Annotated in this window: 17 protein-coding genes and 1 riboswitch; of the genes, 8 read left to right on the top strand and 9 right to left on the bottom strand. The window is 48.5% G+C overall.

The window, feature by feature from the left end; all coding sequences use genetic code 11:
- The first annotated feature begins 168 nt into the window (after positions 1-168).
- Positions 169-368, top strand: a riboswitch (cobalamin riboswitch).
- 148 nt (positions 369-516) lie between these two features.
- From nikB to BCS37_RS05390, 8 genes are all read left to right on the top strand, one after another.
- Positions 517-1,461 carry a nickel ABC transporter permease gene (nikB, locus tag BCS37_RS05425; RefSeq protein ID WP_173862589.1) on the top strand — a complete coding sequence of 315 codons (945 nt, stop codon included), beginning with the start codon at positions 517-519 and terminating at the stop codon, positions 1,459-1,461.
- Positions 1,458-2,270 (top strand): nickel transporter permease, encoded by an 813-nt coding sequence (gene nikC / locus BCS37_RS05420; protein ID WP_069180513.1) that lies wholly within the window; start codon positions 1,458-1,460, stop codon positions 2,268-2,270. Before nikB ends, nikC begins: the two co-directional genes overlap by 4 nt.
- Positions 2,271-2,281: 11 nt before the next feature.
- Complete coding sequence (locus tag BCS37_RS05415) at positions 2,282-3,844, top strand: ABC transporter substrate-binding protein (RefSeq protein WP_069180512.1); 1,563 nt, start codon at positions 2,282-2,284, stop codon at positions 3,842-3,844.
- A gap of 18 nt (positions 3,845-3,862) precedes the next feature.
- Positions 3,863-4,660, top strand: a complete 798-nt coding sequence (locus tag BCS37_RS05410; protein ID WP_006691893.1) for an ABC transporter ATP-binding protein — start codon at positions 3,863-3,865, stop codon at positions 4,658-4,660.
- Entirely contained in the window at positions 4,641-5,471 is an 831-nt protein-coding gene (locus BCS37_RS05405) for an ABC transporter ATP-binding protein (RefSeq protein WP_069180511.1), read from the top strand. The genes BCS37_RS05410 and BCS37_RS05405 overlap by 20 nt, the downstream gene beginning before the upstream one ends.
- A 232-nt stretch (positions 5,472-5,703) precedes the next feature.
- Positions 5,704-6,330: a DUF47 domain-containing protein gene (locus BCS37_RS05400; RefSeq protein WP_069180510.1), complete on the top strand. Its 627-nt coding sequence runs from the start codon at positions 5,704-5,706 to the stop codon at positions 6,328-6,330.
- A complete protein-coding gene (locus BCS37_RS05395; RefSeq protein ID WP_069180509.1) occupies positions 6,323-7,321 on the top strand; it encodes an inorganic phosphate transporter in 999 nt (332 codons plus the stop codon). Before BCS37_RS05400 ends, BCS37_RS05395 begins: the two co-directional genes overlap by 8 nt.
- Positions 7,322-7,392: 71 nt before the next feature.
- On the top strand, positions 7,393-9,009 hold the full coding sequence (locus BCS37_RS05390) for a nucleoside kinase (protein ID WP_069180508.1): 1,617 nt from the start codon (positions 7,393-7,395) through the stop codon (positions 9,007-9,009).
- Between the two features lie 56 nt (positions 9,010-9,065).
- Here the strand turns inward: BCS37_RS05390 and BCS37_RS05385 are convergent, their stop codons facing one another.
- The 9 genes from BCS37_RS05385 to hisG form a co-directional block, all read right to left on the bottom strand.
- On the bottom strand, positions 9,066-10,454 hold the full coding sequence (locus tag BCS37_RS05385; RefSeq protein WP_069180507.1) for a pyruvate carboxylase subunit B: 1,389 nt from the start codon (positions 10,452-10,454) through the stop codon (positions 9,066-9,068).
- A gap of 202 nt (positions 10,455-10,656) precedes the next feature.
- Positions 10,657-11,361, bottom strand: a complete 705-nt coding sequence (gene hisIE / locus BCS37_RS05380; RefSeq protein WP_069180506.1) for a bifunctional phosphoribosyl-AMP cyclohydrolase/phosphoribosyl-ATP diphosphatase HisIE — start codon at positions 11,359-11,361, stop codon at positions 10,657-10,659.
- Positions 11,361-12,161, bottom strand: a complete 801-nt coding sequence (hisF, locus tag BCS37_RS05375) for an imidazole glycerol phosphate synthase subunit HisF (RefSeq protein ID WP_069180505.1) — start codon at positions 12,159-12,161, stop codon at positions 11,361-11,363. Before hisF ends, hisIE begins: the two co-directional genes overlap by 1 nt.
- A gap of 1 nt (position 12,162) precedes the next feature.
- Positions 12,163-12,885, bottom strand: a complete 723-nt coding sequence (hisA, locus tag BCS37_RS05370) for a 1-(5-phosphoribosyl)-5-[(5-phosphoribosylamino)methylideneamino]imidazole-4-carboxamide isomerase (RefSeq protein ID WP_069180504.1) — start codon at positions 12,883-12,885, stop codon at positions 12,163-12,165.
- A complete protein-coding gene (hisH, locus tag BCS37_RS05365; RefSeq protein WP_069180503.1) occupies positions 12,882-13,511 on the bottom strand; it encodes an imidazole glycerol phosphate synthase subunit HisH in 630 nt (209 codons plus the stop codon). Before hisH ends, hisA begins: the two co-directional genes overlap by 4 nt.
- A 9-nt stretch (positions 13,512-13,520) precedes the next feature.
- Positions 13,521-14,120, bottom strand: coding sequence for an imidazoleglycerol-phosphate dehydratase HisB (gene hisB / locus BCS37_RS05360; RefSeq protein ID WP_069180502.1), 600 nt, complete (start codon positions 14,118-14,120; stop codon positions 13,521-13,523).
- Positions 14,117-15,181: a histidinol-phosphate transaminase gene (gene hisC / locus BCS37_RS05355; RefSeq protein ID WP_069180501.1), complete on the bottom strand. Its 1,065-nt coding sequence runs from the start codon at positions 15,179-15,181 to the stop codon at positions 14,117-14,119. Before hisC ends, hisB begins: the two co-directional genes overlap by 4 nt.
- Positions 15,165-16,520 carry a histidinol dehydrogenase gene (gene hisD / locus BCS37_RS05350; RefSeq protein WP_069180500.1) on the bottom strand — a complete coding sequence of 452 codons (1,356 nt, stop codon included), beginning with the start codon at positions 16,518-16,520 and terminating at the stop codon, positions 15,165-15,167. Before hisD ends, hisC begins: the two co-directional genes overlap by 17 nt.
- Positions 16,517-17,182, bottom strand: coding sequence for an ATP phosphoribosyltransferase (gene hisG, locus BCS37_RS05345; protein ID WP_069180499.1), 666 nt, complete (start codon positions 17,180-17,182; stop codon positions 16,517-16,519). The genes hisD and hisG overlap by 4 nt, the downstream gene beginning before the upstream one ends.
- Between the last annotated feature and the right edge of the window lie 122 nt (positions 17,183-17,304).

Below are 17,304 nucleotides of genomic sequence, written 5' to 3'. Positions count from 1 at the left end.
TTTATCAGCGATTCCTTAAGAAAGAATCAAGATGAAATACAAGGGACTTTTTGACTATCCCAATACAATAATCTGAAATAAATGGCTTGACAAGCATATCTAATATGGATATACTACGTTTGAACTTATGTTGAAAACCAAATAAATGACGTTGCGAGTGTCGACGGATGAATATTGCTTTGTGCGCATTCCGTTGAGCGATGAGAGGAAAATGGGTGAAATTCCCATGCTGTCCCGCAGCCGTAAATAGGGAGTGTTCTTCCACAGGCGCAGAGCCTGTGCCTGTAAAGTCACTGGGATAATCCTGGGAAGGCGGAAGAATGCAGCGATCTATGAGCCGGAAAGCCTGCTCGCAATAAGATTCATTGATGGACTCACGAGAGATGGGAAGATGGATGTGCGATTTACAGCACTAGGGAGTGCCGTAAGATCGTTGTTTTTTGTGTGCATTCTTCCGCCTGTCTTAAAAGAGACAGGCGGTTTTATTTTCTACACGACAACAAAGGAGTTGGGGAGTTGAGTGCAAAAGCGATCCTGATGCGTCTGGGGCAGATGATCATTACCCTGCTGGGGGTCAGTTTTCTGACGTTCAGTCTGACATTCATTGCGCCGGGCGATCCTGTGGATGCGATTCTCGAAACCGGCGATACGATTGTATCACAAGAGACCATCGAGCGTACACGTCACGAGTTGGGGCTGGATCGACCGTTCCACGAACAGTATCTCAGTTGGCTGAACGGTGTGGTACACGGGGATATGGGGCGTTCCTACTCGGCAAAAATTCCGGTACAGGATAAACTCTTGCAGAATCTGCCGGGAACACTGTTGCTTGCGGGGACAGCGGTGGTGATGATGCTCTCGATCTCCATTCCGGCAGGAGTTATCTCAGCACTCTATCGTAATCGGTGGCCGGATCAAGTCATACGATTCTTCACCTTTCTCGGTGTCTCCATGCCGAGCTTCTGGGTGGGCCTTATTCTGCTCTATGTATTCGGTCTGAAGCTTGGACTTTTCCCGATTGCAGGCGGCGAGGTCAGCCTTGATCGTATGATTCTCCCTGCCTTTACACTTGCCATCCTGCTGTCATCGAAGTATACGCGTCAGGTGCGTACGGCGGTGCTTGAGGAGCTCGGGCAGGACTACGTCACGGGTCTCAAGGCACGCGGCATGTCGATGACACGCATCCTCATTCGTCACGTTCTGCCGAATGCCTTCCTGCCGCTCATCACACTGCTTGGGCTTTCCATTGGCTGGCTGCTCGGCGGGGTTGCCGTCATTGAGATTGTCTTTTCGTGGCCGGGCATCGGACGCGTTGCGGTGCGTGCGATCGAAGCACGCGACTATCCGCTCCTCCAGGGCTTTGTCCTCTGGATTGCAACACTCTATATGTTTGTGAACCTCATTGTTGATATATCCTATGCGTACCTTGATCCGAGACTCAGGAAGGGGGCGAAAGCATGACGCGGGATCAACTGCTGTTTCGTATCTATACAGGCATCATCCTGCTGATTGTGCTTGTCGCCATCTGTGCACCGCTGATCTCGTCATACGATCCATATGAGTCGCAGATTCAGAATTCTCTCCTGCCGCCATCCGCTGAGCATTACTTTGGCACAGATAAGCTCGGGCGCGATATCTTTACGCGTATTCTCTACGGTGCACGCATCTCGATTACGATGGCGCTCACAGTTGTCATCATCTCGTCAGGACTTGGCACATTGATCGGTGTGATCTCTGCCTATGTGGGCGGTAAGGTGGACAATGCCATCATGCGTCTGACCGACGTGTTCCTTGCATTTCCGGGCATCGTGCTTGCCATTGCGATTGCCGGCGTGCTCGGCGGGAGTGCAGTCAACGCAGTGCTCGCCGTTGTTATTGTAGGCTGGACAAAGTATGCACGTCTTGCACGCAGTATGACGTTGAAGGTTAAGCAGCAGGATTTCCTAGCTGCTGCAATTACAAATGGTACACGACCGCTTGCGATGATTCGTCGGCATATCCTGCCGAATATCATACCGATTATCATTGTGACCGCCGCACTCGACATCGGCGCACTCATGATGGAGCTTGCGGGGCTCTCCTTCCTCGGATTTGGCGCACAGCCGCCGACACCGGAGTGGGGGCTCATGCTGAATGAGGGGCGTCAGCTGATCCAGACGGCACCCTGGCTTATGATCTTCCCCGGACTGGCGATCGTATTCGTCGTCGCGGTATTTAATCTTTGGGGAGATAGTCTGCGGGATATTATGGACCCGCGCAAGGCAAATTAAAGGAGGAACATATGGGAAAGAAAAAACGATGGCTGACAGCACTGCTGACAGGCTGCATGGCAGCTGCACTGCTGACGGGCTGCGGCGGCGGTCAGTCTGCAGGGGACAAGACGACGCTGAAGGTTGGCGTAACGAACTTTGCAGACTCGCTCGAACCGACGGAAAATGCCTTCGGATGGGTCGTCATGCGCTACGGCATGGGCGAAACACTAACTCAGTTTGATGAGAAAATGAATATCCAACCGTGGCTTGCTGAGAGCTGGGAAATCAGCGATGATAAGCTGACGTGGACATTTAAGATTCGTGATGTCAAATTCTCGAACGGGCGCCCACTTACGGCAGAGGCGGTCAAGGCATCACTTGAGCGTGCGTTTGCAAAGAATACACGCGCAGCAACATTCTTCACGTATACAAATATGACTGCAGACGGGCAGATACTCAAGATTACAACGGATAAACCTGCACCGAGCATGCTCGGCTACCTTGCAGATCCGCTTTTTCTCATTGTCGATGTTGAGAGTGAGAAGGAGCGCAACTTCGCAACGCAGGGTCCCATCTGCACAGGTCCCTACGTCTGCGAATCCTTCGTGAAGGAAAAGGCCGTCATGAAGAAGAACCCGAACTATTGGGGCGGCGAAGTGCCGTATGAGACGGTCGAGATCCCGTCGATCGACGATCCGAACACGCGCGCAATGGCACTCCAGTCGGGAGAAGTCGATATGGCGGTCAACATCGCCGCAGGTGATCTTGGCCTCTTTAATGATACGTCGAAGTTCCATGTAGATCGTATCGCATCGCTGCGTACGGTTCTCGCACGCATTAATCAGAAGGGGATTCTCGGCGATCCGAAGGTACGCGCTGCGTTTATCTCAATGACAGATCGTAAGTCGTACAATGAGGTCATCCTGAAGGGAACCTTCATCCCGGGCAAGGCTCCTGTCCCGCCCTCTCTCGACTATGGCTTCGATCAGCTCACCGACCCGAATGCCTACAATGTCGATCGCGCGAATAAGCTCCTCGACGAGGCAGGCTGGAAGGATACGGATGGTGATGGCATCCGTGACAAGGACGGCAAACCGCTTTCCGTTGACTTTATTATCTACAACAGCCGCGCAGAGCTGCCGATCTATGCAGAGGCAGTACAGGCAGATGCCAAGAAGGTCGGTATTGACGTAAAGGTAAAGTCTGTCGATTACAATTTGCTCGACAAAATTGGAATCAACGGAGAGTACGATCTTCTGATTTCCAATATTACCACGGCAAATACGGGTGATCCCGAGATCTACCTCAACTGGTACTGGCGCACGAACGTGAACGGCAACAACCCGCAAAACGGCTCCGGTTACAGCAACCCCGAATATGATGCACTCTGCGCACAGCTTGCCGTTGAGTTTGATCGTGCAAAACGCCGTCAGCTGATGATCGACATGCAGCAGATTCTGCTGAATGATGGAGCTGCATTGTTCCTCGGCTACCCCGAGACAAACATCGTCAGCTCGACCAAGATCACGGGTGCGATTATGCATCCTGCGGATTACTACTGGATCACGAGCAAGATCAAACCTGCGAAGTAATAAGGAGGAGAAGCCCGAATGTTGATTGAGGTGCGAGGGCTAAAAATCGCATACGAAGGCACAGAAATGGTGCACGGTGTGGACTTCACCCTCAAGGACGGGGAAGTGCTGACCATTGTCGGCGAAAGCGGCAGCGGGAAGACCACCGTCATTCGGGCGATGCTCGGCTGCCTGCCGCATGTCGGCAGAGTAACGGCGGGCGAGATCCTCTATGACGGGAAGGATATGACGAAGTGCAGCGCTGAGGAGTGGCGTCACGTAAGCGGAAAGACAGCTGCGATGATCTTCCAGGACAGCGGCAGCATGATGGATCCGATTCGTACCATCGGTGAGCAGTTTGTGGAGTATATTCAGACTCATGAGTCCATCGGTGCGAAGGAGGCAGCTGCGCAGGCACAGGATATGCTTGCACGTATGCATCTGTCCAATCCCGCGAATGTAATGAAGAGCTTTCCGTTTGAACTTTCAGGCGGCATGCGTCAGCGTGTTGGCGTTGCAATGGCGATGTTCTTCAAGCCGGCACTCCTGCTGGCTGACGAACCAACGTCTGCGTTGGACGTGACCACGCAGGCACAGGTCGTCAATGAGATGATGGACATCTGCCAGAAGGATGGCACATCCATTGTCCTTGTGACACACAACCTCGGTGTCGCAGCCTATATGTCGGATCAGATCATGGTCATGCAGAACGGCAATGTCATCGAGCATGGCACTGCCGAAGAAATTATTGAACACGCGCAGAAGGACTACACCAAGGAACTCCTGCGTGCCGTACCACAGATTGGAGGAAAGCGTTATGACGCAGTCGGAGCGTGAGATCATCCTGCGCATCGAGCATATTACCAAACGCTTCCCCCTTGAGGGCGGCAAAGTTCTTACGGCATGTAATGATGTGACATTTCCCGTATATCGTGGAGAAATCCTCGGCATTGTCGGTGAAAGCGGCTGTGGAAAAAGTACGCTTGTGCGCACACTGATGCAGCTTCATGCACCATCTGAGGGTCAAATCTTCTTCAGAGACAAGGAAATTACGGGGCTGAAGGGCGAGGATGCCCGCAATATGCGGCGCAATATCCAGATGGTCTTTCAGGATCCTACAACATCCTTCAATCCGAAGATGAAGATTAAGGACATCATCTGTGAACCGCTGCGGAACTTCGGACTCCTCAAAGGGAGCGCACATGACAAGGCAGCCGAGCTGCTGCGTCTTGTCGATCTTCCTGAGGACTTTGCCGAACGCTACCCCGCAAATATGAGCGGGGGACAGCGCCAGCGCGTTGGAATTGCGCGCGCACTGGCATTGGAGCCGGAGATTCTGGTCTGTGACGAGGCAACGAGTGCGCTTGATGTTTCTGTGCAGGAGACGATTGTTGAACTGCTTGTCCGTATTCAACGGGAACGAAATCTGACAATCCTGTTCATCTGTCATGACCTTGCACTCGTGTCGCGTTTATGCACGTGCGTTGTCGTCATGTACTTTGGAAAGGTTGTGGAGCAGCTGGATGGACAGGATCTTGCTCATGCAAAGCATCCCTACACCCAAAAACTCCTCTCGTCCGTATTTACACTCCTGCCGAAAGGGAAAGCTCCGCGCATTACCATCTCCGAGATAGACGTCCCTATGTAACGCATACAATACAAATATCAGATAGATAAATTATAGTAAGAGGGCAGCAACTCAATGCTGCTCTTTTGCTATATTGCTATTATGAATATTAGGTTGCATAAATATTGAATTACAGTGTCGACTGTTTTCAAATTTTTGTCTTGCTGTCAATCTGAAATAATGATATTATTAGTCTATAAGTTTTGTGTATACGCCTCCAACTTTTACATCTTCTTAGGGAGGATCTGGATATATGTTTAATTTCAAGCAGAAAGATGACGAATTCTTTGACCTATTCCTTGAGAGCGCGAAGTTCTTTCATACAGGCGCATTGGTTTTAGATGATGTTATGAAGGACTATACGACCACAGGAACAAAAGTGGAGGAAATCAATCGTATTGAACACGAAGCAGATGCTATCAATGACCGTATTATTGATAAATTAAACCTTACCTTTATCACCCCCATTGATCGAGAAGACATCTATGCCTTGGCAAATGACCTTGATGACGGAGTCGATCTCTTACAGGGAATACTGCAGCGCTACGAGATGTACCGCATGGGAAAGCCCATGGCAGGTGCAATCAATCTGACAAACCTCCTAATCTCTGCTACGGAAGAAGTTGTACGGGCCGTTTCTTATCTTGAAAACATCCGAAAAAACCAAGTACAGATACTGGATGCATCGCACAAAATCGAACGCTATGAAAGCGAAGGAGATCTCATCTATCGAAGTGAGGTTGCCTATCTTTTCGATAATGAAAAAGATCCCATCGAACTGATTCGATGGAAAGACGTGTTAGAACAGCTGGAAGATACGCTGGATCATTGTGAACTCATTGCGGATATGCTGCGGGGAGTGGTAATGAAATATGCCTGATTTCCAGCTTTTGATCTTTCTTGTTATACTGTTAGCCCTTATATTCGATTTCATTAACGGGTTCCACGATACGGCAAACGCGATTGCCACCTCGGTTTCGACCAGAGCCATTCACCCTCAACACGCAATTATCATGGCTGCCGTACTTAATTTTTTAGGTGCCATGTACAGTACCGGGGTTGCAAAGACCATTGGATCGGATATTGTCAAATCAGCCTCCCACGTAGATGAACACGTGCTGATTGCGGCACTCTTTGGCTCGATTATATGGAATATCATTACGTGGAGATTCGGTATGCCGTCCAGTAGTTCCCATGCACTTATCGGTGGTTTGATCGGTGCTGTGCTCATGTCTTCCTCTGGTATGGAGGGCTTAAATTTCTATGGAATTGGAAAAATCATTCTTTCCCTGATCCTCTCACCGCTTGTGGGCATGGCATTGGGATGTGTCATTATGTTGTTCTTATTCCGTTTCTTCGGTCGTTTCCGCCCCACATCCATCAACGGAAAATTCAAGAAGATGCAAATTCTAACAGCAGCAACGATGGCATTTTCACATGGTTCCAATGATGCACAAAAATCTATGGGTATTATGACACTCGCGTTGCTTGCCGGCGGATATATCGACGCATTCGAGGTTCCAACCTATGTCAAGGTACTCGCAGCGACTGCTATGGCCTGTGGAACGGCCGTAGGGGGCTGGCGTATCATCAAGACAATCGGTGGAAAAATATTCAAGCTTCAGCCGATTTCTGGATTTGCGGCAGATCTTAATTCCTCCATCATCATATTCGGTGCAACTCTCTTACATCTTCCCGTGAGTACAACACATGTGGTTTCTGGATCGATCATGGGCGTTGGTGCAGCAAAACGCATCAATGCTGTTCGCTGGGGGGTCGCCCAGCAAATGGTGGTTGCTTGGGTCATGACAATCCCTTGCACAGCTGTCATGGGAGCTATTACATATCAGGTTGTGATGCTCTTCATCTAAGATAAGTTTGAAAAATCCTGCTCGTAATTGGAGCAGGATTTTTATATAGAGAAGAAGGGAAGGGGTTTTCCATGGAAAAAAATTTGATTGAGATGGCTTCCGAAGCACAAGCATCATATCGAAGTCAAATTGTGGCTGCAAAAATCAATGGTGAAATACGGGATATTCAAACACCATACACGGATACGGATGAGATTGGTTTCATCGAATTGGACTCAGCAGTAGGATGGAGTATCTATCGCCGTTCTGTACTCTTCCTCTTGATCACAGCAGTAGATCAGCTGGAAAAGAATGCAGAGGTAACAGCAAAATTCACGGTAAATAAGGGCCTCTACTGCGAAATTAAGCGCCCCAACGGAGTAGTTAACGATCATTTCATACAGGAAGTAGATTCCAAAATGAGGGAGATGATCGCCGCTAATCTTCCCATTGTTAAACGGAGCATTCCACGCCAAGAGGCCATTGAACTCTTTCGAAAGCCAGGTCGTGAGGGAAAGGTAAATCTGATCTCTGCTTTGCAACAACCAGTCATCAGCATATATACATGTGAGGACTATGTTGATTATCTATACGGTCCTATGCTTCATGAGACAAAAGATCTCAGTCGATTTGAGTTAGACCATGAATCTGACGGTGTATTGATTCGTACACCGGATGAAATGACAAAAGGCCGCATAAGAGAACGAGTTAACCAACCAAAATTTGGTTCAATCCTAGCTGAATCAAAAGCATGGGCTGATATCTTAGAATGTCGCTTTATATCTGATCTGAACCGTATCAATAAAGAAAATGACATTGGGGAACTGATCCGTATCTCAGAGGGGTTGCAGGAAAAGCGAATTGCGCAAATTGCAGACCATATTTCTGCACACAGAGAGGATATCCGACTCATACTGATCGCAGGTCCATCCTCATCTGGGAAAACATCCTTTGCGCAGAGACTTAGAGTTCAGTTACGCGTCAATGGACTTCGTCCTGTTATGATCTCCTTAGATGATTACTTCCTTAACCGAGAGGACACTCCACTGAATGAAAAGGGTCAATATGACTACGAAGCTCTTGATGCACTCGATACAAAGTTGTTTAATCAAAATATGATCAGCCTTTTGGCAGGACACAAAGTCCAGATTCCACGATATAATTTTATCTCTGGGATGAGAGAATGGAGGGAGGATACATTTCTCTCAATCAAAGAAGATCAACCAATTATCATCGAAGGAATCCACGGATTAAACGAGTATCTAACAAAAGATATTCCATGTATTAACAAGTACAAAATATATATCAGTGCACTGACACAGCTAAATATTGATGCACATAACAGGATTCCCACAACAGAGGTGAGATTCTTACGCCGTCTTGTACGGGATTATCAATTCCGCGGAGCAAAAGCGCTGAAAAGTATTCGTCAATGGCCGGATGTCAGAGCAGGAGAGGAGAAGTACATCTTCCCATTTCAAGAGAATGCAGATGTCTTATTCAACTCAGCTCTGATTTATGAAATCGGGATCTTAAAGAAATACGCTGTCCCTCTTCTTGAAGAGATCAATCGTGGGGAAGAAGGTTATACTGAAGCACGTTGGATTCTGCGTTTCCTTCAATACGTCGATGAAATCAACGCAATCGACAATATTCCTAACAACTCCATACTAAGGGAATTCATCGGAAAATCGGTATTCTTCCCATGAAAAAAGCTAGGGTTCTATTGAATGAGCCCTAGCTTTTTTAAAGAAGAATTTACGTATTACTCTTTGACATATGCCGTAATCGGCTTGTAATGCTTCTGGAAGAACTCCTCAGCAACCTGCGGGAAGAGAGCATAGGAAAGAACATCCTCATCCGAGGGGTTGATATATCCCTTGTTCTTGAGCTCCTCTTTGAACTCCGCGAACGTCGTTGCTTTTGCATCCTCGATGGAGCAGTCATCAATGATGTCCTCAGGAGCAATACCAAGCGTGTCAGTCAGGAACTTGCGATCAATTTCAACCGGTGTCCTGCCGAACTTGCCGCGTGCGAGATCTTTGAACTCGGTCGGTACCATCTTGTAGCGCTCACCGGTCATGACATTGAAGGTCGCCATCGTACCGACAATCTGCGAGGACGGCGTAACGAGCGGGGGATAGCCGACATCCTTGCGAACACGCGGCATCTCATCCAGCAGATCCTGATATTTGTCCTCCATACCCGCTTCCTTGAGCTGGTTCGCAAGGTTCGAAAGCATACCACCGGGAATCTGGAAGTCGAGAACATTCGGGTTCACATCGAAGTATCCCTTGAGGTTGAAGGTCTTAATGAGATCCTGTTTGACACCAAGGAAGTACTTGGAAATCGGCGTCATCGCCTGACGATCCAGCCCTGTATCGCGATCCTCACCCTCGAGCATGGCAACCATCGTCTCCGTGCACGGCTGCGAAGTATCACTGGAGAAGGGGGCAAGTGCAGTATCAATGATATCAACACCGGCTTCAACCGCCTTCAGATAGGTTGCATGGCCAAATCCTGATGTGCAGTGCGTGTGCAGATCGATGGGAATCTTTACAGCTGCCTTGAGCTTCTTGACCAGATCCTCTGCCACATACGGCTTCAGAAGTCCCGACATATCCTTGATGCAGACGGAATGGCAGCCCATCTTTTCAAGCTCAACTGCCAGCTCAACAAAGCTCTCATTCGTATGAACAGGGCTGATCGTATAGACCAGACAGCCCTGAACATGCGGTTTCTCAGGGCACTTGAGTGCTGCATCAATCGCGACTTTGAGGTTACGAATATCATTGAGTGCATCAAAGATGCGGAATACGCCGATACCATGCTCGGATGCCTTCTGAACGAACTTCTCTACCACGTCGTTGGAGTAGTGGTTATAGCCGAGCAAGTTCTGACCGCGGAGAAGCATCTGAATTGGCGTCTTGAGGTTTTTCTTCAGGATATCCAAGCGCTCCCACGGATCCTCATCAAGGAAGCGCAGGCAGCTATCAAACGTAGCACCACCCCATGCTTCAAGCGAGTTGTAGCCAATGGCGTCAAGCGCCGCAAGCTGCGGAAGCATGTCCGAGATTCTCATGCGGGTTGCCAACAGTGACTGGTGGCCGTCACGGAGGACAGTCTCAGTGATTTTGACCGGATTCTTTGCCATAAAAGAACACTCTCCTTGATTAAAAGTATAATCAAAAATTATATAACCCAACATCTAAATTATAGATTCAAATTGCGTTATTGTCAATGACAAGTTATAAAATTCACATATTTTTACACAGCTCTCACGATAAAAACGTTAGCTTCTCCAACTATCCATAATTACCATTATGGATAGTTGGAGGGAGTAATCGCTGTAAAAATTACATATCCGGACGCATTCCTGTTTTTCCGGCAAACTTATGATAGCTGCCGCCGTTGTGTCTCCGCTTCAGTTCTTCGAGCAAATCCTCCGGCGTCATATTGTGATACGCGAGCAAGACCAGGCAATGATACCAGAGATCTCCCATTTCATAGAGCACATCCTCACGGATGTTATTTTTAGACGCAATAATTGTCTCTGCTGTTTCCTCGCCAAGCTTTTTCAAGATCTTGTCTTGACCTTTATCGAAGAGATAATTTGTATAGGAACCTTCGACTGGGTGCAGACGGCGGCTCTGAATCACCTGATAGAGATCGGACAGAACCTCTGCAAGCGGCATCTCATCTCTCGCATCAACAGGAATAATACTGTTTTCACTGGCAGGATAGAGTTTTCTGCCATTAAAGCATGAATATGTCCCCGTATGACAGGCTACCCCCGTCTGTTTGACACGCAGCAGAATCGTATCACCATCACAGTCATAGGAAAGTTCCTGCACGCGCTGCACGTTTCCGGAGGTTTCACCCTTTTTCCACAGCTTCTTGCGGCTGCGGCTGTAGTACCACGCGAATCCCGTTTCCATTGTTTTCTCAAGGGATTCACGATTCATGTACGCAAGCATGAGGACTTGATTGTTTTCTTCCTGCACAACAACAGGAACAAGCCCGTGTTCGTCAAAATTCACCATTGAAATATCAACACTCATCAGAATCGAACCTCCAGTCCGCGCGACTTCAAATACATCTTCACTTCATTTATGGAAAGTTCTCCATAGTGGAACAATGACGCAGCCAATACGGCATCCGCTTTTCCTTCGGCAAGGACATCATAGAAATGCTCCAATTTGCCGGCACCTCCGGAAGCAATGACGGGTACGTTGACATTTTCCGATACCGCACGCGTGAGTGCAATATCATAACCATTCTTTGTACCATCAGCATCCATACTAGTCAACAGGATTTCCCCCGCACCAAGCGCAATAACATCCTTTGCCCAAGAAATACAGTCCATCCCTGTCGGTGTTCTGCCACCGTTGACATAGACCTCCCAGGAGTCTATGCCATTACGTCGTGCATCAATTGCAACGACAATACATTGACTTCCGAACCGCAAGGCTCCCTCACGTACAATTTCCGGATTTTTCACCGCCGCTGTATTGATAGAGATTTTATCTGCCCCCGCGTTCAGCATACGATGCATATCTTCTAAAGTGCGGATTCCACCGCCAACCGTAAGTGGGATAAAAACTTTTGAAGCGCAGTCAGATACGACATCGACCATTGTGTTGCGTTCTTCATGTGACGCCGTGATATCCAAAAATACGAGCTCGTCCGCACGTTCTTTGTCATAGCGTTCGGCTAATTCCGTCGGACTTCCCGCGTCTCTTAAGCCGACAAAATTCGTCCCCTTGACAACGCGTCCATCTTTGACGTCGAGACACGGAATAATACGCTTTGCAAATTTTTTTCTCAAGACGAAATTCCCCCTTTCAGAAGATGCGATCATCTCAACGAGCTGCGGCAATCGCCTCAGGTAAGGAAAGCGTTCCTTCATAAATGGATTTTCCGGCAATTACACCGATAATACCATCTTCCTCTCTGACTTTTAAGGCATGAATATCTTCCAATGATTTTACGCCACCGGAAGCGATGATATCTATACCGGACGCTGCCGCCAGCTTTGTAGTTGCCTCAATATTAACACCGGAGAGCGTTCCATCCCGTGCTATGTCGGTATATATAATTGTCTTCAAACCATAGGAAGCAAGCTCTTTCGCTAGGTCGACAGCAGAAATACCGCCCGATATGCCCCACCCGTCCACGGCGGCAATGCCATCCTTCGCATCAATACCAACAGCGATGCGATCGCCATAGAGTCGACAAGCCTCTTTTACAAGGTCGCGGTTCTGTACTGCAGCAGATCCAAGAATCACACGTGTCACACCAAGAGCTAAGGTGTTTTCTATCGTTTCGAGAGTGCGAATGCCTCCGCCAAGTTCAATGGGAATTTGAACATTGCTGAGAATCTTCTTGATGACCTCAGTGTTTTTCGGCTTGCCGGCAAGTGCTCCATCAAGATCAACCACATGCAGGTACTCAGCACCCTCCCGCTCCCAACGCAGTGCAACCTCTTCGGGTGCGCTGCTGTAGATTGTTTCCTGTGCAAAGTCACCTCTGAGGAGACGAACACATTTGCCGTCGTGTAAATCAATAGCGGGGAAAATAATCATCTGCTTCCCTCCTGTCCGTGACAAATAAAGTTCTGAATGATGTTTAGTCCAATATCCCCCGATTTTTCGGGATGAAATTGTGTTGCCATGATATTTCCGGCAGATATGGATGCTGTAATTTCCTCTCCATAGAAGCAGGTCGATGAAACAATATCCTTATCCTCCGGTACTGCATGATAGCTGTGCACAAAATATACATAGGAACCCTGTGGTACCCCTACAAACAATCCATTATCCCTATGTGCCTCCGCGATATCGAGTGCATTCCAACCCATATGCGGAATCTTTTCATGCGGTGCAGATATCTTTCGCACACAGCCATCCAGGAAACCAAGTCCCTCTACACCGGAGGATTCCTCACTGCCTGCAAAAAGAATCTGAAGACCGACGCAGATGCCAAGCAATGGCGTCTGACGATCAACACATTCGCGAATGGCAGGGATCAAACCGGATGCCTTGAGCTGCTTCATGCAGTCGCCAAAAGCGCCCACCCCTGGCAGGACGATTTTGTCCGAAGCAAGAATGTCGTCGGCTTTTCCGCTCACGCGAACATCCGCGCCCAATGCAGCAAAGGCCTTCTCAACGCTGAATAAATTTCCGGCTCCGTAGTTTATAATTGTAATCATAGCGTTTCCTTACAGAACACCTTTGGTCGACGGAATCATATCCCCCAGTCGCGCATCCTTCTCTGCGGCGATCCGAAGTGCATGTGCGACTGCCTTAAATATTGCCTCCACTTTGTGATGTGAGTTCCTTCCGTAGAGAATCTTCACATGAAGTGTGAGTCCCGCATGAAAGGCAAATGCACGCAGGAACTCCTCCGTGAGCTCCGTATCATAGCCGCCAATCATCGGAGTCATCGGCGTATCCCCTGGATCGTAGACGAGAAAGGGACGCCCGCTGATATCCAGAGCCGCCAATACAAGTGTCTCATCCATGGGCAGATAGAACGCCCCATACCTTGTAATACCGCGCTTTTCCCCAAATGCGGCGTGAAATGCCTGTCCCATCGCAATGCCGATATCCTCAACGGAATGATGTCCATCGACTTCAATATCGCCATCACATTTTACAGTCAAATCAAAGAGTCCGTGAGATGCAAAGAGAGTCAGCATATGATCGAAGAATCCGATGCCCGTATCAATCTCAGACATGCCCGTTCCGTCCAGTCCAACGGAGACACGCACATCGGTTTCCCCTGTCTTTCGATGTATGTCTGCATTGCGTGTACTCATGGATTTCCCTCCACAAAAGACTTCATAACACGATATACCGCATCATTTTCATCCGGTCGGCCGATGGAGATACGCAGCGTATTCGCCAGCTGCGGTGCTTTTCCAAAACTACGTACCCCGATGCCGTATTGGATGAACTCTTCATTGAGTTCCTCTGCATGAGGATAATGAAGCAGAATAAAATTGGTATGAGACGGATAGACGGTTACCCCCGCGAGACGTTCATATTGTTCCCGCATACGCTCACGCTCTGCACAGATCATCTGAATCTGCGGCTCAAACTCCGACCGCATTTGGAACACAGTATCTGCTGTCACCAAGGACAGCACGTTCATATGATATGGCATATAGGTCTTTGCAATCATCTCGATCACATCCCCATGCGCCAACATATAACCAACACGGCATGAGGCAAGCGCATACGCCTTTGAAAAGGTGCGCGCAATCATCATATGCGGATATTTTTTCAGAAGCGGAATGGACGTGTCTCCATAAAACTCGACATATGCTTCATCAATCAGAAAGGCACATGAGATATGCTCCGCAATGTGCTCAATTGCTTCGAGCGGCAACACGCCCCCCGTCGGATTATTCGGGTTGCAGATAACCGCAAGCGAAGCATTGTTTTGATTGACCGTCTGAATAAACGCATCTACATCCAGCGTAAAATCATCCCGCAGCTGAACAGGAATCCCCTCTGCATCTGCTGCCGCCGCATAGATTCCATACATGGAGAACGAAGGCGTTGGATAGACAATCTTATGCGCTTTGTTTCCGCCAAATGCATGAAATACCTTCTCTATAATCTCACTGGAGCCGTTTCCTATGATGACGTTTTCCCGACGATATCCATACGACTCCCCGATCTGTTCACAGAGCAAATTGTATTCCTCATTGGGATAGCGTGCAAAAGCAACGCGCGACAAGCGCGACAGGATACGCTCCTCGACCAAGGGAGGCTGTCCGATATTGGACTCATTTGCATTGACTTTGATGCGCCAGTCCAGCTCACACGTGTCATACGTTGGCATGGACGCCAATCCATCACGATAGTTCAGCATGTTCTCCCCTCCTGATCTGAATTGCACGCGCATGGGCATCAAGGCCTTCCGTCTCAGCGAGACGGATAATATCATCGCTGACCTCATCCAGAGCTTTTTGCGTATAAGAGATGATACTCGTGCGCTTCATAAAGGTCTCGACGTTCAGAACAGAATAAAAGCGTGCAGTCCCCCCCGTTGGCAGCACATGGTTTGGACCCGCAAAATAGTCCCCGAGCGGTTCCGGCGAATACGCTCCGACAAAGATCGCACCAGCACATCGAATCTGGGGCAGCATATGGAAAGGATCTTTGACAAGAAGCTCCATATGCTCCGGTCCCGATATATTTGCAAGAACGACTGCCTGCTCCATATTCTCCGTCACGATAATGCGTCCATTGTCCTCAATCGAGGCACGCGCAATATCTTTGCGCGGAAGACGTTCCAGCTGATGCTGTACTTCGTTCAGAGTGTGCTCCGCCAAGGCTCGATCATTCGTGATAAGAATGCTTGAAGCAAGCGGATCATGCTCTGCCTGACTGAGGAGGTCGGCTGCAATGTACTTTGGAGAGGCACTGTCATCTGCAAGAATCAGGATCTCGCTTGGCCCTGCAAGCATATCAATATCTACATGACCATATACTTCTTTTTTCGCTAATGTAACGAAGATATTGCCGGGGCCTGTAATCTTATCGACACGCGGAACACTCTCTGTCCCATATGCCATCGCCGCAATGGCCTGCGCTCCCCCCATTTTGAAGATCTTGCGGATACCAAGAAAACGTGCCGCAACGAGAACATACGGGTTGATCACACCGTCCTTAGTCGGGACAGACATGATAATTTCCTCGACGCCCGCAACCAGTGCCGGAATTGCGTTCATCAGAACGGACGAAGGATATGCCGCCGTCCCCCCAGGGACATAGATGCCAACGCGTGAGAGCGGAAGAATTTCCTGCCCAAGGATTGAACCGTGTGCGCGGTAGGTCATCCACGAGCGTGGTTTTTGCTCCTCGTGGTAAGAAAAAATATTATCCGCCGCTTTTTTCAGTGATGCAATAACCTTTGGGTCGGCACTGTGTTCCGCCACCTGAAATTCTTCCTCGGACACCATCAAATTATCCGATGTCAAATCAACGCAATCCAGTAATTTCGTATAGTGGAAGAGTGCCTGATCGCCCTTATGACGTACTTCCTGAACAATACGGTGAACCAGCTCTGTCGCAGAAAGATCCGCGCCGAAAAGATCTTTATTGCGCGCGCGAATACGGTCACTCAGTACAACCTCATCAAATGCCTTCTTCTGAAGCAGTCGCCCCGCTTCTTCCATGCCAATATCTGCAACAGATACGATATTCACCGTACTTCCCCACCTTCCAAAACTTGCTTCAGATCATTTACAATTCGATAAATACGATCAAATTTCAGCTTGAAGCTCACACGGTTGACGATTAGTCGTGCACTCACATCCATGATGTGGGCAATTTCCTCCAAATCGTTTTCGACCAGCGTTGTCCCTGTTTCTACGATATCGACGATACTCTCCGAAAGCCCCACAAGCGGTCCCAGTTCAATCGATCCGTTGAGTTTTATATACTCCATCTGCATTCCCTGCTGTGCAAAGAATTGCTCTGCAATATGCGGATACTTGGTCGCCACCCGCGTATGTGCATAGTCCAACAGGCGGCTGCGGCGTTCTTCCCGTGGAACGGCCATCATCAGCCGACATTTTCCAAAGCCTAGATCGAGCAGCTCATAAACATCCTGCCCGGACTCCACCAAAACATCCTTGCCAATCACGCCAATATCCGCAGCACCATATTCGACATAGGTCGGGACGTCGGAAGTCTTTGTGATAATGAACCGAGCCTTGCATTCATCATTTGATATAATGAGTTTGCGGGATTTTTCACTCAGGTGCTCCGCCGTAACGCCGACCTTCTCAAACAAATTCGCAGAAAGAGAGAACAGCTTTCCTTTTGGCAATGCTATAGTCAGATAATCGTCAACGTATTTCGCCATATAATCCCTTCTCATCCTTTAGTCAATTAAAGAGCTAATATTAGTGTATAGTACCACGTTGCTGTCTGTAGGTCAATCCATCAAAAAAGGGTTTTCAACAATCATCGCGAATAATATTAGAA

The organism is Selenomonas sp. oral taxon 920, from assembly GCF_001717585.1.
Classification (GTDB): Bacteria; Bacillota; Negativicutes; order Selenomonadales; family Selenomonadaceae; genus Centipeda.
The sequence above is the reverse complement of the archived record's forward strand: the minus strand, read 5'-3'. Positions and strand labels throughout refer to the sequence as shown.

Bases quoted from the DNA above. Each gene is read 5' to 3' on its own strand.
- nikC (WP_069180513.1), top strand. From the start codon at position 1,458: ATGACGCGGGATCAACTGCTGTTTCGTATCTATACAGGCATCATCCTG.
- BCS37_RS05415 (WP_069180512.1), top strand. From the start codon at position 2,282: ATGGGAAAGAAAAAACGATGGCTGACAGCACTGCTGACAGGCTGCATG.
- BCS37_RS05410 (WP_006691893.1), top strand. From the start codon at position 3,863: ATGTTGATTGAGGTGCGAGGGCTAAAAATCGCATACGAAGGCACAGAA.
- BCS37_RS05405 (WP_069180511.1), top strand. From the start codon at position 4,641: ATGACGCAGTCGGAGCGTGAGATCATCCTGCGCATCGAGCATATTACC.
- BCS37_RS05400 (WP_069180510.1), top strand. From the start codon at position 5,704: ATGTTTAATTTCAAGCAGAAAGATGACGAATTCTTTGACCTATTCCTT.
- BCS37_RS05395 (WP_069180509.1), top strand. From the start codon at position 6,323: ATGCCTGATTTCCAGCTTTTGATCTTTCTTGTTATACTGTTAGCCCTT.
- BCS37_RS05390 (WP_069180508.1), top strand. From the start codon at position 7,393: ATGGAAAAAAATTTGATTGAGATGGCTTCCGAAGCACAAGCATCATAT.
- BCS37_RS05385 (WP_069180507.1), bottom strand. From the start codon at position 10,454: ATGGCAAAGAATCCGGTCAAAATCACTGAGACTGTCCTCCGTGACGGC.
- hisIE (WP_069180506.1), bottom strand. From the start codon at position 11,361: ATGAGTGTTGATATTTCAATGGTGAATTTTGACGAACACGGGCTTGTT.
- hisF (WP_069180505.1), bottom strand. From the start codon at position 12,161: ATGATCGCATCTTCTGAAAGGGGGAATTTCGTCTTGAGAAAAAAATTT.
- hisA (WP_069180504.1), bottom strand. From the start codon at position 12,885: ATGATTATTTTCCCCGCTATTGATTTACACGACGGCAAATGTGTTCGT.
- hisH (WP_069180503.1), bottom strand. From the start codon at position 13,511: ATGATTACAATTATAAACTACGGAGCCGGAAATTTATTCAGCGTTGAG.
- hisB (WP_069180502.1), bottom strand. From the start codon at position 14,120: ATGAGTACACGCAATGCAGACATACATCGAAAGACAGGGGAAACCGAT.
- hisC (WP_069180501.1), bottom strand. From the start codon at position 15,181: ATGCTGAACTATCGTGATGGATTGGCGTCCATGCCAACGTATGACACG.
- hisG (WP_069180499.1), bottom strand. From the start codon at position 17,182: ATGGCGAAATACGTTGACGATTATCTGACTATAGCATTGCCAAAAGGA.